A 24183-nucleotide genomic window follows, 5' to 3' on the forward strand; every position below is an offset into this window, starting at 1 on the left:
TCGGAGTTGCTCCCTATGCTGACGAAAAATTCAGGGATACCTTCAGGCACAACTCCTTCTTCATCGGCAATAACACAAAGGCTGCCGTCAATAAGGGAGTTGCAGACTACACCCCATATTCCTCTCTGCAGTTCCGAATCTGTTTTACACCAGGCGCATACCTGTAGATGTGGCCCTGATACAGACATCCCTTCCTGACGACCATGGCTATATGAGTCTCGGGATAAGCGTTGATATTGTTAAGGCAGCAGTGGAGTCTGCATCTCTTGTCATAGCACAGGTGAACTCATACATGCCCCGCGTTCATGGCGAGACCTTTATAAACATAAAAAATGTGGATTTTATTGTGTCGTATGACAAGCCGCTATTGGAGTTTGAGGCAAGCGTTCCCGATGATATTGCCCAGAGGATCGGTACGTATGTCTCGCGCATTATTCAGGATGGAGACACAATTCAGGTGGGATACGGGACAATTCCAAATGCCATAATGTCACACCTGAACAATAAAAAGAATCTCGGCATACATACAGAACTGCTGACCGATGGCGTTATCGAGCTTATGAAAAATGGGGTTGTGGATAACACAAGAAAAGAGCTTAACAAAGGCAAAACCGTGGCAGCCTTTTGCATGGGCAGAAAAGAGACCTATGAATACCTTCACGACAATCCATCCATTGAGTTCAGGCCTGTGAGCTACACAAACAATCCATTGGTTATAGCCCGGCACAAAAACATGACAGCAATAAACAGTGCACTGGAAATAGACCTGACAGGACAGGCTACAGCAGAATCTCTCGGAAGGATATTCTACAGCGGAATCGGCGGACAGGCAGATTTCATGAGGGGAGCAGTGCTTTCGCAGGGAGGAAAGACCATACTCGCACTCCAATCCACCGCTGAAAATGACACAATATCAAGGATAGTTCCGAATCTCAAGGAAGGCGCTGGAGTAACTTTAACCAGAGGCGACATTCATTATGTTGTCACAGAGTACGGCATTGCATATCTTCATGGAAAAAATATAAGAGAGAGCAATGGCTTTAATAGCGATCGCACATCCAAAGTTCAGACCGTGGCTTATAGAAGAGGCAAAAAAGCTGAACCTCGTATATAAAGACCAGGCATTTATCCCCGGAGAAAAGGGAGAGTATCCTGAAGATATGGAAACTTACAGAACCACAAAGGCAGGACTCCGGATATTTCTACGTCCCGTGAGAATGAGCGATGAGCCGCTGCTTAAGGACTTCTTTTATTCCCTTACAGATGAATGCATACACCACAGGTTCATCTCCACAAGAAGGGATATGCCCCATGAGCGCCTGCAGAAATTCGTGATCATCGATTACACAAAAGAGATGGTAATACTTGCTGTGATAGAGCAGGGAGGGAAAGAGATGATCATAGGCATGGGACAGTATTATATAGATGAAAATGCACATACCGCAGAAGTTGCGTTTGTGGTCAGAGATGATTATCAGGGCAAAGGCATAGGCGCCGAGCTTCTTTCATACCTGACTTATCTCGCAAAGAAAAATGGTCTTCATGGATTTACTGCCGAGGTGTTGATAGATAACAAGCCGATGCTCAATCTCTTTGAAAGAATGGGGTTCGTCATCGAAAGGCGTGCAGAAGCAGGAGTGTATGAATTGACCATGTCTTTCAGAGAAGGCTGATAAAGGCTTACCTTAAACCCAACCTGCTGAGTATAATTCCTAAATACTTATTAATCGGATTATTCCTTTCTAAAAAAGGAATAACCGGAGGCTTTCGCGTCTGAAGTTTATTTAGCTCATCGATAATCTGCTGGTTTATTTTGTATTTCAAGCCGGCCCTGAAGGCATGTATTGCGGTTTCTTTATCACCCGCATGGAGGTATATCTTGCCGAGATTAAGATAATGGATAGGATTTTCGGGTTCTCCTTTTATTGCATCTTCGCAAAGGGAAATCGCCTTTCTGATCTGCCCACGCCCTTTGCTATGCACAATGCTAAATAAGAGACATAAACAGGCACCTCTTCAATCTGGACTGCCTTTTCAAAATGAACAAGGGCAGATAGGCCGTGTCCCACAGCAAGCTCATTTAACCCCTTCGCAAAAAACTCTTCTGCATCAGCAATTGTCGCCATATAAAATTTTACTACATCTCAGAATATGTTTCAGGTTTCGGACTATTTCCCGGATCTTTTATGCTCAAAAAATAATTTAAGAGCAAACATGAAGATCCCGATGGTAAGCGCTGAATCAGCCACATTGAATGCAGGCCAATGAAATCTGCCGGCATACACATCGAGAAAGTCTATGACATAGCCGCGTATAATCCTGTCTGTAAGATTTCCAGCAGCACCGCCGAGTATCAGGGAAAAGCTTAGCCTGTTGTCTTTATCTCTGATGATAAGGATTGTTACAAAAACCATAGCCAGTGCTGCAATTACTACAAAGAAGACATTGCCGAGGCTCTTAAACATTCCAAAGGCAGAGCCGATATTCTCGACATAGACGATATTGAAAAAAGGTAATACCCTTATAATCTCATACGGACTCACATAGCTCTTTATGAGATATTTAGTAAATTGGTCGAGCGTGAAGATGGAAAGTGAAACGAGAAAATAAAAAATAATACTATGTTTTCCTTTGCTGACTGCTGACTGCTGACTGCTAAACGCTATCATGTAATTGCACTGTAACATCTTTCGCAGACCTGCGGATGGGCTTCGAATTTGCCTACGGACTCGCTCCAGTTCCAGCACCTTTCGCACTTCTGGCCCGATGCCTTTTCGACTTTTATGAACATGTCTTTAATCTCCGTGCTTTCATAAACATCCCCTGTCTTCTGTCCAGACGGATAAATCTCGACAGCAGAGACGATAAAGAGGGCAGGTAAAAATTCTTTATACGTCTGCAAAAGATTTAACTCTTCATCCGGCAGATAAAATATCAGTTTTGCCTCAAGGGCGTTGCCTATAAATTTATCCTTTCTCTTTATCTCAAGGGCCTTGTTTGCCTCATCCCTTACCTTTATAAGCCTTTCCCATCTCTTCTCCAGCACTTCATCCACAAATTCTTCCTTTATAACAGGAAATCCTGAAAGAAAAACACTCTCTGTGTCTGCTGACTGCTTTTTTGGCACATAATTCCATATCTCATCAGCAGTAAATGATAAAACAGGCGCCATAAGCCTTGTCATGTCAACGAGTATCTGATACATAACCCATTGGGCTGCACGCCTCTCTTTAGAATCTGCCCTGAATGTATAGAGGCGGTCTTTCAGTATATCGAAATAAAAGGAACTCATATCAACGATGCAAAAATTATAAATGGAATGAAATGCCTCGTGGAAATTAAAATCTTCGTATGCCTCTGTGACTTTCTTTATAAGTCCCTGAAGCCTCGACATTGCCCACCTGTCTATTTCGAGGAGATTATTGCTGTAATCCTCTCCGTCATAATCATAGGTATTGCCTAAAAGAAATCTTCCTGTATTCCTGATCTTCCTGTATGCCTCTGTGAGCCTGTTTATTATCTCCTTTGAAAGCCTTACATCGTCACGGTAATCCTCTGCAGAGACCCACAATCTGAGAATATCTGCGCCATTGGCTTTTACAACCTCCTGCGGTGCAATAACATTTCCGAGGGACTTTGACATCTTCTTTCCCTGGCCGTCAACAGTGAATCCGTGGGTGAGGACTATGTTATATGGGGCCTTTTCCCTTGTGCCTACAGATGCAAGCAGAGAACTCTGGAACCACCCCCTGTGCTGGTCGCTCCCTTCGAGATACATTGCAGCAGGCCACGAAAGCCTTTCATCCCTTTCTAAAACCGCTGCATGGCTAACGCCTGAATCGAACCACACATCGAGGATATCCATTTCCTTTTTAAAGGATGTACTGCCGCATTTGCATTTATAGCCGTCTTTCAGCAGGTCTTTGACATCGGCTTTAAACCAGATATCAGCGCCATGCTGTTCTGTAAGTTTCACTATCCTGTTGAACAATTCTTCATCCTTGATAAATGTTCCGCAGTCTTCGCATGTGATTAGAGTTATAGGCACTCCCCACGACCTCTGCCTCGAAATGCACCAGTCCGGTCTGTTTGTGACCATTCCGTATATTCTCTCCCTGCCCCATGAAGGAATCCATTCAACCCTCTCTATCTCCTTCAGGCATTTCTGCCTGAGATTCCTTTTTTCCATGGATATGAACCACTGGGCAGTTGCCCTGAATATGACGGGTTTTTTGCATCTCCAACAGTGGGGGTACGAATGCCTGATCTTATCAATGCCCAAAAGGGCGTTTTTTTCTTTCAATGTCTCTATGATGCCTTCATTTGCCTTGAATACGAACTGGCCTTCGAATTCAGGGACATGTTTTGTGAACTTGCCCCTATCATCAACAGGTGCATATATATCAAGGCCGTATTTAAGGCCTGCCTCATAATCGTCCTCGCCATGTCCCGGCGCAATATGAACAATGCCAGAGCCTTCGCCGACAGTAACAAAATCTCCAAGAATAACCTTTGATTCCCTTTCTATAAATGGATGTCTTGCCCTCATGCCTTCGAGTTTGTCGCCGGAAATTTTCAGGATAACATTTCCTTTGATAATATCCTTCTCTTTGAGATTTTCAAGATTATCCTCTGCAACTATATGTATTGCATTTTCATCTTCCGTGGCATCCTCAACTGCAGCATAGATAAGCTCTGGATGCACTGCAAGCGCAAGGTTTGCAGGAAGCGTCCATGGAGTAGTTGTCCAGATAACGATATATGTCTTTTTGCCTGCTAATTGTGGAAGGTACTTTGAAATGTCATCTTCTACGATCTGAAATCTTACAAATATTGAAGGGGATTCCTTATCTGCATACTCCACTTCTGCCTCTGCAAGGGCAGTAACGCATGAAGGACACCAGTGCACAGGCTTTTTGCCTTTATAGACAGAGCCGTTATTTACAAACCTGAAAAACTCCCTGACAATTGATGCCTCATAATCATAAGACATTGTGAGATAAGGATTGTCCCAATCACCAAATACGCCAAGCCTCTTAAACTCATCCCTCTGTATATTCACGAACTTGTCGGCATATTCCCTGCAGAGCTGCCTCTTTTTTAAGACATCAACCTGCTCTTTTTTGTCGCCTAAATTCTTATCCACCTGAAGCTCTATGGGAAGGCCATGGCAGTCCCATCCCGGAACATAGGGAGAATAATACCCCTGCATAGATTTGTATTTGACGATCATGTCTTTGAGAATCTTGTTCAATGCATGGCCTATATGAATATTGCCGTTTGCATAAGGCGGCCCGTCATGGAGGATAAAGCTCTTATTGCCCTTATTTTTCTCCTGAAGCTTTCTGTAAATGGACTTCTCTTCCCATAATTTCAGTATCTCAAGCTCCCTCTGATTGAGGTTTGCCTTCATGGGAAAGTCTGTTTGTGGTAAATTAAGGGTATCCTTGTAATCAATTGGCATAACAGAAAAACTACCACTAAAGGGTTTTTATTGTCAAGGAATTACAACTCATCTTGCGTCCTATTCAGAACATACAGCGTAGATATTATGAAAATAGAACCCATTATATTTTAAGCGCAACTCACTTGCTTTCCAATTATGCTTATTATAAGCAGCATATTGGGAAAGTATTGTAAAGTGGTTTATTTTTTCAGATAGTTATATTTCCAAGGTTAGAATATGGAAAGCTACAACTTACCCTTAAACGCATTATCCAGAATGCTCGGCATAATGGTATCAAGCTCTGACCGAATAATGTCTTCTACAGCGAATAGACCTGGATTCTGGATAAAATATTGTTGAAGGCCATACGCCATAACCTCCAGTGGACTGTTAACATAACCATGATTAATTAATCCCAACGCATAGGCAAGCAAAAACTTCTCTATTCCTAAGTAGTCCCATTGAACAACATGTACAAGCTCATGGAAATGAAGAGATTCATCAAAACAATTTTGACGCTTAATAAAGTAAGTGTCTTTATAAGTGGTTCCTGCAACATCAGCTTTCTCAAAGCTCTCAAACATTGAAAGTCCCATCGATGAAAGTGGAGGCTTCGGTACTTTCTCCACTAATACAACCTTTGCGCGAGAAAGAAATCCATCTGTAAAATAATGAGGCAAACGATGAAATTTTTGAATTGAAACAAAATCTTTGACAGAACAAGAGTTTGGCGTATGGTGATTAAGTGTTTCTTCTATCCATGCACAAACTAAAGGAAGTTTTTCAATCAAATAATTATGCATCACGCCCTCAAAATCCCACTCACAATCACATCAATCTCCCTGTGCCCGTAGAAATAAGGATTGATGAAAGCTCTGCATCGGTTAATGATTCAGCGCCGAGTTCTCTTAGCTTGCCACCCGGATGTGTCCATGTCTTCATAGAGTTTCCCTGAAAGTCTGTTTTTGTTTATTGTATATTAGCATATGTCAAAGTTGATTAGAAGGCTCGGCGTTCATACATCCATAGCAGGCGGTGTTCATCTGTCCATTGAGAGGGCAAAAGAACTGGGTTGCAATACCGTTCAGATATTTTCCCATAATCCAAGGCAGTGGATTGTGAAAGAAATACCGTCGGATTCAATTCTGCAATTTAAAGAATTGCGAAAGTCCTACAATATAAATCCGGTTTTTATTCACACATCATATCTCATAAACCTTGCTGCCTCGGATAAAAACATACTTGAAAAATCAATAGAACTGCTAATTCAAGAAATGGACATCGCAGACTTGCTGGATGCCGATTGCGTGATACTCCATACAGGCAGCGCATCGCAGGATTCAGAAGAAGTCGGCCGTAAAAGGGCTATAGAGGCACTTAAAAGAGTCGCAAGAAATAAGGTATGGAGATCAAAACTCCTTCTTGAAAATACTGCCGGAGAGAGGGGAGACATATCATCACACATAAAAGACATTGCTGAGATTATAGACGGGACAGGCAGTCCTCTGATAGGAGGCGTGGTAATCGACACATGCCATGCCTTTGCAGCAGGATATGACATAAAAAATGAAAAGGGTTTATCAGGGCTTATAAAAGAGATAGATATATATATCGGATTTAACAATGTAAAACTCGTCCATCTCAATGATTCAAAGAAAGGCTACAGCTCCCATGTTGACAGGCACGAACATATCGGACATGGTGGCATCGGCAAAGAAGGATTGAAAAAATTCATAAACCATCCTGCATTTAAAACCATTCCCTTAATTCTCGAAACGCCGAAAAAAAGCGAAGAGGACGATCCGAGAAATCTGAAGATTGTGAGAGCTTTGTTATAACTGAGAAGCAGACATGGATAAAAAGCCTTTATCAGCGATACCTTAGCGCCGAACCCTCGCGCCGTTTAAGGGCAACTTCAATATAGCCTTTACATTAAACAGTATAAACAGGCAGATAAATAATTTTATCGCATTGATAAAGGCTTTGAAGCCGTGACTGCTTCTCAAAACACATCGCTGAGGATTAACCAACTATTTCTGTCCCTATTCCTTCTTTAGTAAATATTTCCAAAAGCAGGCAGTGCGGAATCCTGCCATCAACAATATGTGTCTTTTTCACTCCGCCATCCAGTGCGCGGGTGCAAGCCTGAACCTTTGGAAGCATACCTCCTGAGACAGTGCCTTCATCAATGAGCTTTTTAATGCCTTTTTTATTTACAGACGATATTACATTATCGTTTTTATCCTTTATTCCTGGCACATCCGTAAGCAGTATCAGCTTTTCGGCCTTTAAAGCAGAGGCTACCGCTGATGCAACATAATCGGCATTGATGTTAAATGCCTCACCTTTACTCCCAACGCCGATAGGCGAGATAACAGGTATAAACCCGTCCCGTTCAAGGGAATTCAGTATCTCGGGATCGACCAACTCAACCTCACCGACCAAACCAATGTCAATTATTTCTTCGTCTCCTGTATCGGTAGCCTTCTTTATGACCTTCTTCTTCGCCTTTATAAGTCCTCCGTCTTTACCGCTCAATCCCGCCGCCTTGCCGCCGTGACTGTTTATCAATGCAACAATCTCTTTATTTATAAGCCCGCCAAGGACCATTTCAACAATATCCATCGTCTCTTTATCCGTCACGCGCTGGCCATGAATGAATGTGGGCTCCTTGCCCATTTTCTTCATGGTTGCGCTGATTTTAGGGCCTCCGCCATGAACGATAACAGGCTTGATGCCGATGAAGCTCAAGAGAACCACATCCTGCGCAAATGAATCCTTCAAATCATCTTCAACCTGAGCAGCCCCGCCGTATTTGATGACAAAGGTCTTGCCGTAAAAATTCCTGATATACGGCAAAGCCTCGATTAAAATATTCGCCTTTTCAATAAGCTTTTTCATGATTTATTTCCTTCAAAACGGCATGCACACTATCTTCCCGTCCTATACCCTTGCCTTTGGCTCGGCTACCTTTTCGCCGCAGATCTCACATCTGATGCTTGGATATATCCTTCTATCCTGCCTCTTTATCATTTCTATATCTGCTGCTCGAATTTCGTTATCAGCACATTATACCCCTCGCTGGCAAGGGCATTCCCTGTTTTCTGCGCATCTGCTTTGTTATTAAACTTCCCGACCCTTACCCTATAATACTTAGCGCCTCCCACATTGGCCTCAATTATATAAACATTCTTATAATTCAACTCCAGCGCCGTCTTCAGCCTCTTTGCATTTGACTCGTCTTTAAAAGAGCCGACCTGAATCGTCAAAGTGCCGCTGGATACCCCGTATCTAATATACTTCACATATCGCAAATCCCTTCCCAAAGGCTCTACCATTACGACACCAGTGCCCGGCCCCACAAGGTCTATCTTTTTTGCCGCTGCATAAGAGAGGTCAAGGTCACGGCCGGGAATAAAGGGACCTCTGTCATTCACGATACATTCTACATCCTTGTTGTTCTGGGGGTTAACAACCTTGAGTTTTGTTCCGAAGGGATATTCCTTGTGGGCGCAGGTTAAAGCATACATATTGAACAATTCCCCTGATGATGTCGGTCTGCCATGAAAATCAGGGCCGTACCATGATGCCACAATCCTTTTCCTGTCACCTTTGAACGCCTCAAATCCCTGCGGCTCTTGTTCTTTTTCGACTTTCTTTTCAGGAGGCGTAGCCGATGGTGTTACAGGTACAGTCTCATATCGTGCAACAGTGCAAGAAGAAAGGCAAAAGGCGATAGGCAATAGGCAATAGGCAAGGTTCACTACCCTTCGCCTTTCGCTCTTTGCCCTTTGCCCTTTAAAGTATATACCTGCTGAGGTCTTCATTCTTCACCACATCTGAAAGTTTCTTTCTTACATATTGCCTGTCTATGACAATCTTTTCATCCTTCATTTCAGGCGCATCAAAGGATATGTCCTCAAGAAGTCTCTCGATTACTGTGTGAAGCCTTCGTGCTCCGATGTTCTCTGTCTTTTCATTAACGGTAACAGCAATGTCTGCTATTTCATCGATGGCATCTTCTGTAAATTGGAGTTTTACATCCTCTGTCTCAAGAAGTGCCGTGTATTGCTTTATCAGCGCATTATGCGGCTCTGTGAGTATTCTTACAAAATCATCCTTGCCAAGGGATTCAAGCTCAACCCTTATAGGAAACCTTCCCTGAAGCTCTGGAATAAGGTCAGACGGCTTTGCTATATGGAAAGCTCCTGCAGCAATAAAGAGTATGTGCTCTGTCTTTACAGGGCCGTGCTTTGTGGCAACTGTCGAGCCTTCCACAATCGGCAATAAATCCCTTTGAACTCCCTCTCTGGACACATCAGGCCCATGCCCATGGCCCCTGCTTGCAACCTTGTCTATCTCATCTATAAAAACAATCCCTGCCTGCTCTACCCTCTCTATGGCCTCCTTTGTAACCTTTTCCATATCTATAAGCTTGTTTGCCTCTTCCTGTGTGAGCATGGCTAATGCTTCAGGGACCTTAACCTTCTTCCTCTTTGACTTCTCGGGTATAAAACTTCCGAGCATCTCTTTGAGATTAATTTCCAGTTCTTCTAATCCTACATTGGATATAACGCCAAATGGCACCATCTTTTCTCTGACCTCGATATCCACATATCTGGAATCAAGTTTTCCTTCCCTCAGTTGCATCCTCAGCCGCTCTCTTGTATCTTTGTAGCTTTCCTTCTCTTCCTCCTCTGGAGCAATTCCCCTTGAAGCCCTCGGAGGCGGCAATAAAAGGTCGAGGACCCTGTCTTCGGCAAGCGTCTTTGCCTTCTCCTGCACCTTTTCCATATGCTCTGTCTTAACCATGTTCATGGCAATTTCGGTGAGGTCCCTTATCATTGATTCCACATCCCGGCCCACATAGCCCACTTCTGTAAACTTTGATGCCTCTATTTTCAGGAAAGGCGCATTGGCAAGCCGCGCAAGCCTTCTCGCAATCTCGGTCTTACCGACGCCTGTCGGGCCTATCATGATAATATTTTTAGGCAGCACCTCATCCTTCAGGTCAGGAGAGAGCCGCTGTCTTCTCCATCTGTTTCTCAGAGCTATTGCAACTGCCTTTTTAGCGTTATCCTGACCAATGATATACTTATCCAGCTCTCCTACTATCTTTTTAGGTGTAAAGTTATCCATTCAACTCCTCTAATGTTATATTCTTATTCGTGTAAATACATATATCCGCTGCTATATCCATAGCCTTTTTTACTATCTCCGCTGCATGAAGGTCTGTAGTTTCGTACAATGCCCTTGCTGCTGCCTGTGCATAGGGACCGCCGGAACCGATGGCTACAACACCGCCTTCAGGCTCGATAACATCGCCTGTGCCTGAAAGAATGAGTGTATGTTCGTTATCGGCAACAATGAGCAGTGCCTCAAGTCTCCTTAGAATCTTATCTGTCCGCCAGTCCTTTGCAAGCTCTACAGCAGCCCTCGTGATATTTCCCCTGTATGATTCGAGCTTCCCTTCGAATTTCTCAAAAAGCGTAAGGGCGTCTGCAGTGGCTCCGGCAAAGCCTGCAAGTATTTTATCATTATACATTTTTCTTGTCTTTTTGGCATTATGCTTCAATACCGTATTCCCCATCGTCACCTGCCCGTCGCTGGCAATGGCAACCTTCCCGTTACGCCTTACGCATAAAATCGTTGTCCCGTGAAACATAAATCCTCCTTCGTTTTGGTAAATGAGTAAATGGGTAAAAGAGTTAATGAGTTACCCATTTACCCATCCACTCATTTACTCATCACTCCAAATGGATGTGCCTTATCATAAACATCTATCAAATGTCCTATATCGAGATGTGTGTACTTCTGTGTTGTCGAAAGTGACGAGTGCCCCAGAAGCTCCTGAATCACCCTCAAATCCGCACCCCCAAACAAAAGATGGGTTGCAAATGTATGTCTTAATGTATGCGGGCCTATCTTCCCATCGATGCCGATTGCGCGGGCATATTTAACCACAATCCTTCTTATCTGTCTGTCTGTCAGCCTTTCGCCATACCTGTTCAAAAAGAGTGCGTTATCGCTGTCGGAAATCGATTTCTTCTTCTTGTAAAGCTTCCTTTCGATCAAATAAGATTTCAATGAATCCATGGCCTTGTTGCCGACAGGGACAATCCTCTCCTTCTTACCCTTTCCTTTAACCCTTACCATTCCTTCCCTCGTATTCAGGTCATCGATATTAAGACCGGCCACTTCGCTGACCCTCAAACCGCTGGAATAAAGCAACTCCAGAATTGCCCTGTCACGCACCGGGAGGAGTCCTATTCCTTCGGGTGTCTGAACAAGATTGAACGCATCATCCACGGACAGGAAATTAGGCAGGTGTTTTGATGTCTTTGGAGCAGGGACAAGCTTGGCCTGATTGATCTTTACATAACCTTCCTGATAGAGGTAACTGAAAAATGACCTCAATGTTGCAAGCTTCCTTGAAACAGTGGTTTTTGATTTTCCTTTATTTATCTGTTCAGAGATAAAGCCTCTTATATCTATCATATCTATATCTCCGGGTTGCGCACGGCAGTATTCGGAGAAGTCCTTTAAATCCCTCTCGTATGCCCTGAGTGTATGATTTGAGACATTCCTCTCTATCCCAAGGTATTTCAAAAATTTTTTAATATATGCATCTAATCCTTCGTCTGCCATAAATCCTTAGCCTCGCCTTTAATTTTATTAATATTATTAATATACTCTGTCCATTCCTTTAATGCAATCTCCGCAAGCCTCTGCCTTCTGAGCCTTTTATCCCTCATTCTTAAAATATCTCCATTAACCTGCATCAGACCGAAATTTATATTGCTCGGCTGGAAATGTTCCGTGTCGGATTCTGTTATATGAGTAATCAGAGAGCCGTGAGCAGATTCCCTCGGCGGATAAGCAATCTCTTTCCCGATTATCCTCCTTGCTGCGTTTATTCCTGCTATCAAACCCATTGCCGTTGACTCTATGTATCCCTCAACGCCTGTGATCTGTCCGGCAAGATAAATGTTGTTTTTTTCTTTTAATGTAAGGTCTGCATTCAGATGCCTCGGTGAATTTATGAATGTATTACGGTGAGTGCTCCCGAATCTCATAAATTCTGCATTCTCAAGACCGGGTATCATCCTGAATACCTTTTTCTGTTCAGGCCATTTCAGCCTTCTCTGGAAGCCGACCATATTGTAAGCGGTCTTTTCCATGTTTTCGGGCCTCAACTGAACAACGGCATATGGTATCTTTCCTGTCCGCGGGTCTGGAAGTCCCACGGGTTTTAAAGGACCGAAAACAAGGGTATTCCTTCCTCTTTTTCCCATGACCTCCACAGGCATGCAGCCTTCGAATACCTTTATATCCTCAAAATCCCTTGCAGAAACTGTATCCGCTTCCATTAACGCATCATAAAATTGATTGTATTCGTCTTTTGTCATCGGACAGTTCACATAATCGTCACCTCCTTTTCCATATCGTGACGAGAGACAAACCCTTGAGTGATCAATACTTTCAGCATCGATTATGGGCGCTATCGCATCGTAGAAATGGAGATGTTCCTCTCCAATAACAGACTTTATGGAATCAGCCATTGAATTGGATGTAAGAGGGCCTGTGGCTATGATGGCTACAGTGTCGGGAAGTTCTGTTATCTCTTTTCTGACGACTTTTATATTTGGATGGCTCTCTACGATCATGGTTATGAATTCCGAGAAGACATTCCTGTCAACCGCAAACGCAGAGCCTGCCGGCACCTCCGATTCCTTTGCTGCCTTCATTATCGGGGAATCTGCGATTTCCATCTCTCTCTTCAGCAGACCCGGGCCGGTAATAACCTCTTTTGACCTCAAAGAATTGGAACAGACAAGCTCTGATAGCGAAGAGGTCTTATGGGCCTCTGTCATCCTCTCAGGCCTCATCTCAAAAAGCAGGACATTAACACCCTGCCTTGCAGCCTGCCATGCAGCCTCGCAGCCCGCAAGACCGCCGCCTATAATAATCAGTTCTTTCATATAAATGTTTTTAATATATCTAATTTTCAATTGACACGGTCAATATACTACTGTTATAAATAATAACTTATGATCAATAAAACAGAAAAGATATGGATGGACGGCAAGTTCGTCAACTGGGATGACGCAAAGATCCATATAATGACCCATACCTTGCATTACGGACTCGGTGCATTTGAGGGCATACGCTGCTACAACACGCCGAAGGGGCCTGCAATATTCAAACTCGATGAGCATGTCAAAAGACTCTTTCAGACAGCACATATATTTCTCCTAAGCATACCCTTTACCGAAAATGAGATCAAAAAGGCTATCATCGACACGGTTAAAGTAAACAAACTAAAAGAGTGCTATATCAGACCACTGGTATATATCGGATACGGAGCAATGGGTCTTTATCCAAAGGGCAATCCTATAAATATCGCTATTGCTGCATGGCCGTGGGGTGCATATTTAGGAGAAGAGGGCATTGAGAAGGGAATAAGGGTCAAGGTGTCCTCCTTTATAAGGAACCATGTGAACTCAAACATGTCCAGAGGCAAGGTAAGCGGCTACTATGTCAATTCACAGATTGCAAAGAAAGAGGCCATATCCAGCGGTTATGACGAAGCTCTTTTGCTCGATACAGAGGGATATATCTCGGAAGGCAGCGGCGAAAATATCTTTATTGTGAGAAACGGCGTGTTAAAGACAACCCCGCTGACCTCGATTTTAGAAGGCATAACGAGGAACAGCATCATCACAATAGCAAAGGATCTCAAGATAGAGGTCAGGGAAGATAGATTCACAAGGGATGAGGTCTATATAGCCGATGAGGCATTCTTCACAGGGACAGCAGCAGAGGTTACACCCATCAGGGAACTGGACGGCAGGACAATCGGAGACGGGAAGAGGGGCAAGATCACGAAAAAATTACAGTCCATCTTCTTCGATATAGTCAAAGGCAAGAACAAAAAATACAACTCATGGCTTACCTATATTAGGTAATCGATATATTGCAAATAAAAAAGGTGACCTAAAATTATCTTGACAGGTCGCCTTTTTTATTTGCCTTCCAAAATTATTTCTTATGGCATTTTGCACAGTTTGCTGCATCGCTTGACTTAAATGCCTTTGTGCCGTTATGGCATTCGCCGCAGTTCTTGCCGGCGTTCATGTCTGCCATGGTTATCTTGACAGTGCCCTTCTTCATCGGGAATATCTTTGTGTGGCAGTCATTGCATTTGAGTCCTTTGTCTGCATGGCTCTTGCCGTCAAATACGACCTTTCCCATTGGACCGCCTGCGTACTCACTAGTCTTGCCTGCCGAAACTGCCATTGCGCTGCCGACAAAAACAACTGCTATCAGGATTGCCAATACTGCTGTTAAAATTCTCATATGTTCACCCCCTTTCTTTTATTCACTGTATAAATTAAGCAACTAACATGCCATGCATGTTAAGCCTTATTTTCAAAACGCATGTGCCTGCTGTTTTCCAATTTGAGGATTTTCTTTCCCCTTTAAGGAACTTTTAACTGGGCATTAATATATATGAGCCGATAAAATTTTTCAAGTATTTTAGCCTAATTTCTTCTTCAGCAGCTCGTTCACCATCTGGGGATTTGCCTTGCCCTTTGTAGCCTTCATAACCTGCCCGACAAAGAACCCCACCAGCTTTTCATCTCCGGCCTTATAACGCTCGACCTCTTTCTGGCTCTTTGCGAGGATATCGTCTATCGCCTTCTCTATCTCTCCTGCATCGCTTATCTGGACAAGTCCCTTTTCTTTTACTATCTGCTCAGCGTCCTTTCCGCTCTTATACATCTCCTCAAAAACGGTCTTTGCTATTTTGCCGCTTATAGTGCCGTTGTCAATGAGCTTAAGCATATCCACAAGCTGTATTGGTTTTAAAGGACACTCCTCAATCCCCTTATTTTCTTCATTGAGAAGCCTCATAAGATCACCCATCATCCAGTTGGAGACTGCCTTGGGCTGCCCCCCTGACTCGACAGCTTCTTCAAACCACTTTGCAACAGCTTTTTCAGAGGTGAGAAATTCGGCATCGTATTCGGGTATTCCGTATTCAGAAACAAACCTCTCCCTCTTTGCATCAGGCAGTTCAGGGAGTTTAGTCCTGATTTCATCAATCCACTCCTGACCTACAGTTATAGGCACGAGGTCCGGCTCAGGGAAATACCGATAGTCATGGGCTTCTTCCTTCCCCCGCATAGACTCTGTTATCCCCTTATTTGAATCCCAGAGCCTTGTCTCCTGTATTACCCTTCCGCCTTCTTCAACAACCTTTATCTGTCTTTTAATCTCGTATTCCAATGCCTTTTCAACGAACTTAAATGAGTTGATATTCTTTACCTCTGCCCTTGTTCCGTATTCCTTCTGCCCGACAGGCCTTATCGAGACATTGGCATCGCATCTCAGAGAGCCCTGTTCCATGTTGCCGTCGCATACGCCAAGGTATCTCAGAATGGTTCTCAGCTTCTTCATATATTCGGCAGCCTCTTTAGGGCTTCTTATGTCCGGCTCGGAGACTATCTCCATCAACGGAATGCCTGCACGGTTTAGATCAACAAAGCTGTAATTGCCGCCGCCTTCATGGATATTCTTGCCCGCGTCTTCCTCTATGTGGATCCTTGTGATGCCTATTCGCTTTAACTCTTCATCGACTACGATTTCTATATACCCTCCCTCGCATATGGGAAGCTCGTACTGGCTGATTTGATAACCTTTTGGCAAATCCGGATAGAAATAATTCTTTCTCGCAAACCTGCTGTAAGGGGATATTTTACAGTTCATGGCAAGCCCTGTCTTTATTGCGAATTCGAGCGCCTTTTTATTAAGCACAGGAAGCACTCCAGGCATGCCTATACATACAGGGCATGTCTGCGTGTTTGGCTCAGAGCCGAATCTGGTTGAACAGCCGCAGAATATCTTTGTATCCGTCAGCATCTGGGCATGGACTTCGAGACCTATGACCGCTTCATATCTATCCATCATAGAGATGGTCTCCTCAAATGCCACTCTGTGCTCTGCTCATAGGCATAGGCAAGCTTGAATATTGATTCTTCGTCAAAATGTTTACCTATAATCTGCAAACCAACCGGCAGGTTGTCCCTTGTAAAACCGCATGGAATGGAAATGGCAGGCACGCCTGCGAGGTTCACCGATATTGTAAATATGTCCGAAAGATACATCTGAAGCGGGTCTGTAGCCTTTTCGCCGATCTTGAATGCGGCGCTTGGCGATGTGGGTGTAACTATTACATCCACATTTTTGAATGCATTGTCAAAGTCTTGCTTTATCAATGTCCTCACCTGCTGACCCTTTTTATAATAGGCATCGTAATATCCTGCAGAGAGGGCATATGTGCCGAGCATTATCCTCCTTTTCACTTCTGCGCCGAATCCCTGCGACCTTGTATTCATATACATTTCGAGCAGGTCTTCTTTGCCGGATTGGCTGACTGCCCTGAATCCATACTTGACACCATCGTACCGTGCAAGGTTTGAAGAAGCCTCTGATGTAGCGAGTATATAGTAAGTGGCGACTGCATAGCCTGTATGGGGCAGAGAGACCTCGACAGGAATTGCGCCCAGTGATTCAAGCTTTTTTATTGCTGTGCGCATAGAGTCTTCCACATCTTTATCCATTCCTTCTATAAAATATTCCTTTGGGATCCCTATCTTTAACCCCTTTATTTCCTGCCCAAGCACCTTGGCAAAGTCAGGGACATCAACAGGTGCAGATGTCGAATCCTTTGAATCATGCCCTGCTATAGCATTGAGCATTATTGCAGCATCGGTAACATTCTTTGTAATAGGTCCTATCTGGTCGAGGGATGATGCAAAGGCAACAAGCCCGTATCTCGAAACTCTGCCGTATGTGGGCTTTAAGCCAACAACTCCGCAGAGTGAAGCAGGCTGCCTTATGGAACCTCCTGTATCAGAGCCGAGGGCTGCAATACATTCATCTGCAGCAACTGCAGCAGCAGAGCCTCCGCTGCTTCCGCCCGGAACACGCTCCATATCCCATGGATTTCTTGTTGTATGAAATCCCGAGTTCTCCGTGGAAGAGCCCATTGCGAACTCATCCAGATTCGTCTTTCCTGTGAGGATATATCCCTGCTCTTTTAATCGTGTTGTCACCGTGCTTTCATATGGAGGCTCAAAATTATGGAGTATCTTTGATGCGCATGTGGTCAATATATCCTTTGTGCATATGTTGTCTTTCACAGCAACAGGCATTCCTGTCAGAAGGGATGCCTTATTCTCAAGGATTGCCTGCTCTGCATCCTTTGCCATTTCATAGGCAACATCTTTCGTTATCGTAATATAAGATTTTACTTTATCTTCTACTGCATCGATGCGGCCATAAATATCGTCAAGGACTTCCCGGGGCTTTACTTCCCTGTTGTCAAGAAGCCTTCTTAATTCAGAAATGGTTAGTTCATTGAGCTTCAAAGCACTCCTCCCAGTATTGCTGACTGGTAATTTTATACACTCTGATATAATATTTGCAAGGCGATGACAGACAAACAGAAGCCAGAAGTCGGAAGTCAGAAGTCAGAAGAAGACAGAAGTCGTGGAACTCTAATCTCTGTCTCAGGCGAAGATGTCCATAAACGGCTCGATGTTCTAATCGCAGAAAAGACAGGCATTACTCGCTCGCAGGTTCAAAGGCTCATAAAAGACGGCCTCGTCCTTGTAAATAACAAGACAGAAAACCAGAACTACAAGGTGAAGACAAACGATGTCATTACAATCCACAAACCTGAAGAAGAAAAGGAAATACTCATACCAGAAGCACTCCCGATAAATATACTCTACATGGACAGGCATCTCGTTGTAGTGGATAAACCATCGGGCATGGTGGTATATCCTGCAGCAGGGCATAACAGAGGCACTTTACTTAATGCACTTGCCTATCATTGCAAAAAACTGGCAACTGTCGGCGGGCCTATGCGTCCCGGTGTAGTCCACAGGCTTGATAAGGATACGTCAGGGGTCATGGTTGTAGCCCTCGATGATAAGGCATATTACGACCTCGTGGAGCAGTTCAAAAAAAGGACAATCAACAGAAAATATATAACACTCGTTTACGGCAATATCAAAGAGGATTCGGGGGAAATCGAAATGAAGATAGGACGGGCCGTCTCGGACAGAAAAAAGATGTCCACACGGACAAAAAGGGGAAAAGAGGCAGTTACCAGATGGAGGGTAATAGAGAGATTCGATGCTGCAACGCTCATTGAGGCAAAACTAGGCACAGGAAGGACCCATCAGATAAGAGTGCATTTCTCAGCTATAGGGCATCCTGTGCTCGGTGACAAAACATATGGCAAAAAGGTTGAGGTTGAGGTTAAGGTTGAGGGAAAGAGGAGAAAGATTGTCTTTCCAAGGCAAATGCTGCATGCAGAGACGCTCGGATTCATTCATCCTGTTACCAAGGAATATATTGAGTTTTCAAGCCCCCTGCCGGAGGATATGGAGGAATGTATTAAAAAATTGGAGTGATGGAGTAATGGGGTATTGGGAATAAAGTTCTTGTTTACATCACTCCAACACTCCAATACTCCAATTTTATCTCCCTTATCTGAACTCCACTGCCTCTTTTGCAGAAACCCTCGGCGGTGCAGACGGTATCCTCGAAGGATAGCCCACGGGAACAATTGCTACAGGCCTTAAATTATTTGGCATATCGAGCACCTCAAATACATCACTCTCTTTAAATGCACCGACCCATACGCTGCCGAGCCCGTTTTCCCATACAGTAAGCATCATATTCATGATACTGCATGCCACATCCTGAATTGTGTAGAGATGAACGCCCCTGTCCCCGTACCGATTCTCGATCCTCCTGTCGGTGCATCCAATGACAACGAGCGGCGCTTCGGCAATGAAATTCTGGTTGAGTGCAGCAACAGCAATATCATGCTTTGTCTTTTCATCTCTGACAAAATAGAACTTTCTCGACTGAAGGTTTCCCGCGCTGGGCGCCCATATGAGCGCATCTATCAATTTTTTGATTATTTCCTCGGGGATATCCTTTTTCTGGAAATTCCTGATGCTCCTGCGATCTTTTATTACTTTCAATACATCGTCCATAAATCCTTCCTCCTTTCAAACAGTCCTGACAGATGCAAAATATAAAATTAAGCATATTTTTTAAAAGGTATCACATAATGAAGCCTATTACAATAGACCATGATGCTGTGATACTCAAGGGGACTGTCCCAGAATTACGGGCGCAGCCGTAGATTCGGGACTGTCCCCGTTCCCTGATAAATTTATTTTGGACGGATATGTAAGTTGATAAAATCTAAGAATTACTGATAAACTCCATGTGTGCGCCCATAGCTCAGCTGGATAGAGCGTCGGACTACGAATCCGCAGGTCGGGGGTTCGAATCCTCCTGGGCGCGCCACCTGTTATTTTCTTGACAGGAAATTCGCCAAATTGTTAAATTATCTGCAAAAATCCCAATATAGAGAGGGGTGATTTATAAGTGCCCTCAGTAAAAGTAAGAGATACAGAATCTTTTGAGTCTGCCCTCAAGCACTTCAAGAAACAGTGCGAGAGAGAAGGCATACTCTCGGAGATCAAAAAGAGAGAGCATTACGACAAGCCGAGCGTCAAGAAAAAGAAGAAAATCATAGCTGCCCGCAAAAAGGCTGCGAAGAGAAAAACATTCTCAGCAAGGCCGGCGAGGTAAAAATGTCCGTCCCTGTCAGCACTATCGCCAGTACCATCGAGAGGCTCGATGCAGAACTCAGGGAGGCCTTGAAGTCAAGGGATGAACTGAAAGTATCGGTCATCCGCATGATCAAGGCCTCTTTAAAAAATAAATCCATAGAAAAAATGGGAACCCTGACAGACGATGATATCCTTTCTGTCCTGTCATCCATGGCAAAGCAGAGAAGAGAATCCATAGAGCAGTTTGCATCAGCAGGCAGAACAGACCTTGCCGAAAAGGAGAAAAAAGAGCTGGAGATTGTCCAATCATACCTCCCCAAACAGCTCTCGTTACAGGAAATAGACGAAATCATACGCTCGGCTATAAAGGAATGCAATGCATCATCCCCAAGCGATATGGGAAAGGTCATGAAGATCGTCACACCTAAAACAAAAGGGGCGGCTGACGGAAGGGTCGTCAGCGAGAGGGTCAAGGAACTATTAAGTAAATGAGTGAATGAGCAAATGAGTTAATGGGTAAATTTTCAGTTGTCAACTTATTCACCCATCTACTCATTTACTCATCCACGCATCTACAAAACAATGAGGTAAATTCATGAAACTATCCGAATTTTATAAAAAGGCGATATCCGCAGGCATCGACAACGACCCGAGAGGGAAAGACCTTGTACTAAAGGAATTGGAGCGCAAGAAAAAGGATTACGAAAACCTCAAGCCTAAGGAAAAAGAGACCTTCGATATGGAGGGTCTTGAAAATCCCTACCCTGATTCGAGGATACTTCACGGCACCGGCGATGAAGACATTAAAACCATTCTTGTCGGCATAGACATAGAGGTGGGCGAGGTGCTCCTCTCAGAGACATTGAAAAACAGAAACATTCCGGTGGACCTCATAGTTTCCCACCATCCGGAAGGCAGGGCATATGCAAACCTCTATGCTGTAATGTACATGCAGTCGGATATACTGAACAGGTTCGGCGTTCCCATAAATATCGCAGAAGGCCTTATGGAGGGAAGGATAAAAGAGGTGGAGCGCAAACTGATGCCGGTAAACCATACGCGGGCTGTTGATGCAGCAAAGCTCCTGAACATACCGTTTGTCTGTCTGCACACACCTGCGGATAATATGGTGGCCTCATATTTACAGAAGACGTTTGACGACAAAAAGCCCTACACGGTTGATGATGTAATCGACCTTTTGCGGGAAATACCCGAATACAAAGAGGGAGAAAAGAACAATGCAGGGCCGAAGATACTGTTGGGGTCAAAGAACAGAAAGGCAGGGAAGATATTTGTGGATATGACAGGAGGCACGGAGGGCTCAAAGGAGATATTCCAGAGCCTTTCTCTAAGCGGGATAAATACCATCGTTGCCATGCATCTCAGCGAAGATCACAGAAAAGAGGCAGAAAAGAACCATGTCAATGTAGTGATAGCCGGGCACATAGCCAGCGACAATCTGGGATTAAACCTCCTCCTTGACCGCGCCATTGGAAATAACGGGTTGCGAGTTCTTGAATGTTCCGGCTTTAGAAGGGTAAATCGCTCATAACTCATCAAATGAACTCAACTGTCGAAGATATAAAAGCAAGAATCGATATAATCGACCTGATAGCCGAGCATGTGGAACTCAAGCGGGCAGGCCAGAATTATAAAGGTCTGTGTCCGTTCCATTCAGAGAAAACCCCTTCTTTCATAGTAAACCCTTCGAAACAGATATTTCACTGTTTCGGCTGCCATAAGGGAGGAGATATCTTCGCCTTTGTGATGAATTACGAAAATATGACATTCCAGGAGGCATTGTCCTATCTTTCGCAAAAGGCAGGGATAAAATTAGAAAATAGAAGCCAGAGGTCAGAAGTCAGAAGCGGCCTTAAGGAAAATTTATTTGCAATTCATAAAGAGGCGCTTATTTTTTTCCAGAATAATTTCAAGATTTCTAAACAGGCCCTCTCGTATCTGAATGAAAGAGGACTCAACAGCGAAACCATAGAGAAGTTCTCCATCGGTTACAGTAAAAATGCCAAATATGATGGAAATGATGCGCTTTTCAATCACCTGAAGGCAAAAGGATTTGCCACAGAGCACATAAAGGCATCCGGCCTCGTAAACTTTGGCGAACACGGCATCTATGACTTTTTCAGGGACAGGCTGATGTTCCCCATATTTGACCTCCAGGGAAGGACAATCGCCTTTGGAGGCAGAATACTGTCCAGCTCGAAAAATGCACCGAAATATATAAATTCTCCTGACAGCATTATATTCAAAAAAGGTGAATCGAGCTACGGGCTTAACATCGCTAAAAATTCCATAACCCAGAAGGGATATTCGATTATTGTGGAGGGCTATCTCGATGTAATCTCATGCCACCAGTACGGTTTTACCAATGCAATTGCCCCTCTCGGAACTGCATTGACCCCGGGGCAACTGAAAAGGCTCAAAAGATTTTCCAATAAAGTACTGCTCGTTTTTGACGGCGATTCCGCCGGAATATCCGCAACAAAGAGATCCATTGAACTCTGCTATGCCGAAGGCATGATTGTAAAGATCCTGCTCCTTCCTCAGGGCGAAGATCCGGATACCTTTCTAAGAAAACACGGCGAGGAGAATTTCAGGAAATATATGGGCAGGGCCATCTCGCCTGTGGAGTTTTTGCTAAAGGTTTCGGGCAGAAGCAAACCCGACGCCGTGCGATATATGCTGCAGATCATAGCCTCCTGCCCTGACTCCCTCCAGAGGGATGAGACCATCCGTGAACTTTCGGACAGATCAAAAATAAACGAGCTGACATTGAGGGAAGAGTTGAAGGCCGCAGGTCAGAAAAGACAGAAGTCAGAAGTCAGAAGTCAGAAGTCAGACATTTTAAACCCATGCATAAACAGAGAAGAGCAGATGCTCTTAACCATCGCCCTTTCATTCCCTGACAGAGCGGCACTCATAGCAAATAACATCGATCCAATGATTATAGAAAACCCTGGCATCAGGGGGATCTTTGAAAAAATAAAAAAAGGACTTTCCATGGGAAAATTGTTGTCGGTGTGCGATGAGGAGGAACAAAGACTGATAACGATGCTCTCCATAAATACAGAAATCGATGAAGAGTATGTTGAGGCCAATGTTGAAGAAATTATAGAGGGCTGCCTGAAGGCAATAGCCCTGAGAAAGCTCGAAAGGCAGATTAAATCAGCAGGCGAAGCCGGAGATGTAAAACTCCTGAACTCCCTGCTTTTTGAAAAGAAAAGCCTGTCGCAAAAATCAAGATTATTGCTAAAAGAGGGCAACCTTGCCAAGAATTGATGATAATCCGTTTAATGTCTACGAAAATAGTTTTGACGACCACGATGCAGAAGCAGGTCATAAAAATCTTTCTGAAGAGAAGTTCTTGGAAGAAGATACAGAACCCGTTTATTCAGAAGAGGCCATAAAGGGCGCCATAGAGCAGGAATACGACCCTCTAAGGGCTTACTTAAAAGGGATAAGCTCCATACCACTCCTTACCAAGGACAGGGAGATAGAGATTGCACAAAAAATAGAAGAGGGCAAATTGAAGACATGCGGTGCAATATTCACAATCCCTTTTGTCTTAAACAAGCTGGTAATGCTGGGCAGGCTCGTGGAAAAAGGCGAGGCCCCTCTTGTGGAGCTCATTCAGGATGGAGAGGATCTGTCCGAAGATGATATTCTGGAAGAGAAGGAAAAATTCTCGAAGATTACCGAGTCCATAAACTCCATTTTTACAAAAAGGAAAAAGCTCTTGAAGGAAGGCGGTTTCTGCGCGGAGAGCAAGGCTTCACCTGCAAAATGGGATACACCCATCTGTAAGCTGCTGCATGAAAACAAAAACCAAATACTCCAGAGGGTCAAGGAGCTGAATCTTAAGGACGATGTTATAAACGCATTTTCTGAAGAGTTGAAGAAGATGAACAGACAGACCCAGTCCATGCATGAAAGCCTCCGCAGGGCAAAAAAGACAAAAAACAATTCATCAAAAATCAGGAACATAACAACGAAGATAAAGTCCATGGAGTCCACAATCGGACTGAGGGCATCGGAAATAAAAAAGATTGT

22 protein-coding genes, 1 tRNA gene and 2 pseudogenes are annotated in these 24183 nt (G+C 44.0%); 10 read left to right on the forward strand and 15 right to left on the reverse strand.

Annotated features, from left to right (window positions below; translation table 11 throughout):
* Positions 1-1673: pseudogene (locus V7L97_RS12920) on the forward strand (GNAT family N-acetyltransferase); the annotation flags it as partial.
* A 7-nt stretch (positions 1674-1680) separates the two neighbouring features.
* Here the strand turns inward: V7L97_RS12920 and V7L97_RS12925 are convergent.
* The 5 genes from V7L97_RS12925 to V7L97_RS04760 form a co-directional block, all read right to left on the reverse strand.
* Entirely contained in the window at positions 1681-1983 is a 303-nt protein-coding gene (locus V7L97_RS12925) for a tetratricopeptide repeat protein (RefSeq protein WP_442891754.1), read from the reverse strand.
* Entirely contained in the window at positions 1923-2126 is a 204-nt protein-coding gene (locus V7L97_RS04745) for a hypothetical protein (RefSeq protein ID WP_333653785.1), read from the reverse strand. The genes V7L97_RS12925 and V7L97_RS04745 overlap by 61 nt, the downstream gene beginning before the upstream one ends.
* Before the next feature lie 42 nt (positions 2127-2168).
* On the reverse strand, positions 2169-2669 hold the full coding sequence (gene lspA / locus V7L97_RS04750) for a signal peptidase II (RefSeq protein ID WP_333653787.1): 501 nt from the start codon (positions 2667-2669) through the stop codon (positions 2169-2171).
* Positions 2666-5464, reverse strand: coding sequence for an isoleucine--tRNA ligase (gene ileS / locus V7L97_RS04755; RefSeq protein WP_333653789.1), 2799 nt, complete (start codon positions 5462-5464; stop codon positions 2666-2668). The genes lspA and ileS overlap by 4 nt, the downstream gene beginning before the upstream one ends.
* 227 nt (positions 5465-5691) lie before the next feature.
* Positions 5692-6249, reverse strand: coding sequence for a hypothetical protein (locus V7L97_RS04760; protein ID WP_333653791.1), 558 nt, complete (start codon positions 6247-6249; stop codon positions 5692-5694).
* Positions 6250-6432: 183 nt separating this feature from the next.
* Between V7L97_RS04760 and V7L97_RS04765 the strand changes: the two genes are divergently transcribed.
* A complete protein-coding gene (locus tag V7L97_RS04765) occupies positions 6433-7284 on the forward strand; it encodes a deoxyribonuclease IV (RefSeq protein ID WP_333653793.1) in 852 nt (283 codons plus the stop codon).
* Between the two features lie 184 nt (positions 7285-7468).
* On the opposite strand, the gene argB is transcribed toward V7L97_RS04765, so the two are convergent.
* From argB to trmFO, 6 genes are all read right to left on the reverse strand, one after another.
* Positions 7469-8347 (reverse strand): acetylglutamate kinase, encoded by an 879-nt coding sequence (gene argB, locus V7L97_RS04770; protein WP_333653795.1) that lies wholly within the window; start codon positions 8345-8347, stop codon positions 7469-7471.
* Between the two features lie 134 nt (positions 8348-8481).
* Complete coding sequence (locus tag V7L97_RS04775) at positions 8482-9273, reverse strand: septal ring lytic transglycosylase RlpA family protein (protein ID WP_333653797.1); 792 nt, start codon at positions 9271-9273, stop codon at positions 8482-8484.
* Positions 9245-10585: an ATP-dependent protease ATPase subunit HslU gene (gene hslU, locus V7L97_RS04780; protein ID WP_333653799.1), complete on the reverse strand. Its 1341-nt coding sequence runs from the start codon at positions 10583-10585 to the stop codon at positions 9245-9247. The genes V7L97_RS04775 and hslU overlap by 29 nt, the downstream gene beginning before the upstream one ends.
* Positions 10578-11111: an ATP-dependent protease subunit HslV gene (gene hslV / locus V7L97_RS04785; RefSeq protein WP_333653801.1), complete on the reverse strand. Its 534-nt coding sequence runs from the start codon at positions 11109-11111 to the stop codon at positions 10578-10580. The genes hslU and hslV overlap by 8 nt, the downstream gene beginning before the upstream one ends.
* 71 nt (positions 11112-11182) lie before the next feature.
* Entirely contained in the window at positions 11183-12094 is a 912-nt protein-coding gene (gene xerC, locus V7L97_RS04790) for a tyrosine recombinase XerC (protein WP_333653803.1), read from the reverse strand.
* On the reverse strand, positions 12076-13428 hold the full coding sequence (gene trmFO / locus V7L97_RS04795; RefSeq protein WP_333653804.1) for a methylenetetrahydrofolate--tRNA-(uracil(54)-C(5))-methyltransferase (FADH(2)-oxidizing) TrmFO: 1353 nt from the start codon (positions 13426-13428) through the stop codon (positions 12076-12078). Before trmFO ends, xerC begins: the two co-directional genes overlap by 19 nt.
* A gap of 69 nt (positions 13429-13497) precedes the next feature.
* On the opposite strand from trmFO, the gene V7L97_RS04800 reads away from it, so the two are divergent.
* Positions 13498-14415 (forward strand): branched-chain amino acid transaminase, encoded by a 918-nt coding sequence (locus V7L97_RS04800; protein ID WP_333653805.1) that lies wholly within the window; start codon positions 13498-13500, stop codon positions 14413-14415.
* Between the two features lie 73 nt (positions 14416-14488).
* Here the strand turns inward: V7L97_RS04800 and V7L97_RS04805 are convergent, their stop codons facing one another.
* The 3 genes from V7L97_RS04805 to gatA all read right to left on the reverse strand — a co-directional run bounded on the left by V7L97_RS04805 (position 14489) and on the right by gatA (position 17883).
* Complete coding sequence (locus tag V7L97_RS04805; RefSeq protein ID WP_333653806.1) at positions 14489-14806, reverse strand: cytochrome c3 family protein; 318 nt, start codon at positions 14804-14806, stop codon at positions 14489-14491.
* A gap of 180 nt (positions 14807-14986) precedes the next feature.
* A complete protein-coding gene (gene gatB / locus V7L97_RS04810; protein WP_442891756.1) occupies positions 14987-16417 on the reverse strand; it encodes an Asp-tRNA(Asn)/Glu-tRNA(Gln) amidotransferase subunit GatB in 1431 nt (476 codons plus the stop codon).
* Positions 16417-17883, reverse strand: coding sequence for an Asp-tRNA(Asn)/Glu-tRNA(Gln) amidotransferase subunit GatA (gene gatA, locus V7L97_RS04815; RefSeq protein WP_333653808.1), 1467 nt, complete (start codon positions 17881-17883; stop codon positions 16417-16419). The genes gatB and gatA overlap by 1 nt, the downstream gene beginning before the upstream one ends.
* Positions 17884-17946: 63 nt before the next feature.
* Between gatA and V7L97_RS04820 the strand changes: the two genes are divergently transcribed.
* Positions 17947-18936: an RluA family pseudouridine synthase gene (locus V7L97_RS04820; RefSeq protein ID WP_333653809.1), complete on the forward strand. Its 990-nt coding sequence runs from the start codon at positions 17947-17949 to the stop codon at positions 18934-18936.
* Positions 18937-19011: 75 nt separating this feature from the next.
* Here the strand turns inward: V7L97_RS04820 and V7L97_RS04825 are convergent, their stop codons facing one another.
* Complete coding sequence (locus tag V7L97_RS04825) at positions 19012-19527, reverse strand: nitroreductase family protein (protein ID WP_333653810.1); 516 nt, start codon at positions 19525-19527, stop codon at positions 19012-19014.
* 242 nt (positions 19528-19769) lie between these two features.
* Here V7L97_RS04825 and V7L97_RS04830 point away from each other — a divergent pair.
* The 6 genes and pseudogenes from V7L97_RS04830 to V7L97_RS12930 form a co-directional block, all read left to right on the forward strand.
* Positions 19770-19846, forward strand: a tRNA-Arg gene (locus tag V7L97_RS04830).
* A gap of 81 nt (positions 19847-19927) precedes the next feature.
* Positions 19928-20134 carry a 30S ribosomal protein S21 gene (gene rpsU, locus V7L97_RS04835; RefSeq protein ID WP_333653812.1) on the forward strand — a complete coding sequence of 69 codons (207 nt, stop codon included), beginning with the start codon at positions 19928-19930 and terminating at the stop codon, positions 20132-20134.
* A 2-nt stretch (positions 20135-20136) separates the two neighbouring features.
* On the forward strand, positions 20137-20607 hold the full coding sequence (locus V7L97_RS04840; protein ID WP_333653813.1) for a GatB/YqeY domain-containing protein: 471 nt from the start codon (positions 20137-20139) through the stop codon (positions 20605-20607).
* A gap of 103 nt (positions 20608-20710) precedes the next feature.
* Positions 20711-21667: an NGG1p interacting factor NIF3 gene (locus V7L97_RS04845; protein ID WP_333653814.1), complete on the forward strand. Its 957-nt coding sequence runs from the start codon at positions 20711-20713 to the stop codon at positions 21665-21667.
* Positions 21668-21675: 8 nt separating this feature from the next.
* Positions 21676-23412, forward strand: a complete 1737-nt coding sequence (dnaG, locus tag V7L97_RS04850) for a DNA primase (protein ID WP_333653815.1) — start codon at positions 21676-21678, stop codon at positions 23410-23412.
* Positions 23413-23497: 85 nt separating this feature from the next.
* Positions 23498-23647: pseudogene (locus tag V7L97_RS12930) on the forward strand (sigma-70 factor domain-containing protein); the annotation flags it as partial.
* Positions 23648-24183: the final 536 nt, after the last annotated feature.

The organism is Dissulfurispira sp., assembly GCF_036745535.1.
Classification (GTDB): Bacteria; Nitrospirota; Thermodesulfovibrionia; order Thermodesulfovibrionales; family Dissulfurispiraceae; genus Dissulfurispira.

Coding starts and splice junctions, on each gene's coding strand:
- V7L97_RS04745 (WP_333653785.1), bottom strand. CDS start 2,126: ATGGCGACAATTGCTGATGCAGAAGAGTTTTTTGCGAAGGGGTTAAAT.
- lspA (WP_333653787.1), bottom strand. CDS start 2,669: ATGATAGCGTTTAGCAGTCAGCAGTCAGCAGTCAGCAAAGGAAAACAT.
- ileS (WP_333653789.1), bottom strand. CDS start 5,464: ATGCCAATTGATTACAAGGATACCCTTAATTTACCACAAACAGACTTT.
- V7L97_RS04760 (WP_333653791.1), bottom strand. CDS start 6,249: ATGCATAATTATTTGATTGAAAAACTTCCTTTAGTTTGTGCATGGATA.
- V7L97_RS04765 (WP_333653793.1), top strand. CDS start 6,433: ATGTCAAAGTTGATTAGAAGGCTCGGCGTTCATACATCCATAGCAGGC.
- argB (WP_333653795.1), bottom strand. CDS start 8,347: ATGAAAAAGCTTATTGAAAAGGCGAATATTTTAATCGAGGCTTTGCCG.
- V7L97_RS04775 (WP_333653797.1), bottom strand. CDS start 9,273: ATGAAGACCTCAGCAGGTATATACTTTAAAGGGCAAAGGGCAAAGAGC.
- hslU (WP_333653799.1), bottom strand. CDS start 10,585: ATGGATAACTTTACACCTAAAAAGATAGTAGGAGAGCTGGATAAGTAT.
- hslV (WP_333653801.1), bottom strand. CDS start 11,111: ATGTTTCACGGGACAACGATTTTATGCGTAAGGCGTAACGGGAAGGTT.
- xerC (WP_333653803.1), bottom strand. CDS start 12,094: ATGGCAGACGAAGGATTAGATGCATATATTAAAAAATTTTTGAAATAC.
- trmFO (WP_333653804.1), bottom strand. CDS start 13,428: ATGAAAGAACTGATTATTATAGGCGGCGGTCTTGCGGGCTGCGAGGCT.
- V7L97_RS04800 (WP_333653805.1), top strand. CDS start 13,498: ATGATCAATAAAACAGAAAAGATATGGATGGACGGCAAGTTCGTCAAC.
- V7L97_RS04805 (WP_333653806.1), bottom strand. CDS start 14,806: ATGAGAATTTTAACAGCAGTATTGGCAATCCTGATAGCAGTTGTTTTT.
- gatB (WP_442891756.1), bottom strand. CDS start 16,417: ATGGATAGATATGAAGCGGTCATAGGTCTCGAAGTCCATGCCCAGATG.
- V7L97_RS04820 (WP_333653809.1), top strand. CDS start 17,947: ATGACAGACAAACAGAAGCCAGAAGTCGGAAGTCAGAAGTCAGAAGAA.
- V7L97_RS04825 (WP_333653810.1), bottom strand. CDS start 19,527: ATGGACGATGTATTGAAAGTAATAAAAGATCGCAGGAGCATCAGGAAT.
- V7L97_RS04840 (WP_333653813.1), top strand. CDS start 20,137: ATGTCCGTCCCTGTCAGCACTATCGCCAGTACCATCGAGAGGCTCGAT.
- V7L97_RS04845 (WP_333653814.1), top strand. CDS start 20,711: ATGAAACTATCCGAATTTTATAAAAAGGCGATATCCGCAGGCATCGAC.
- dnaG (WP_333653815.1), top strand. CDS start 21,676: ATGAACTCAACTGTCGAAGATATAAAAGCAAGAATCGATATAATCGAC.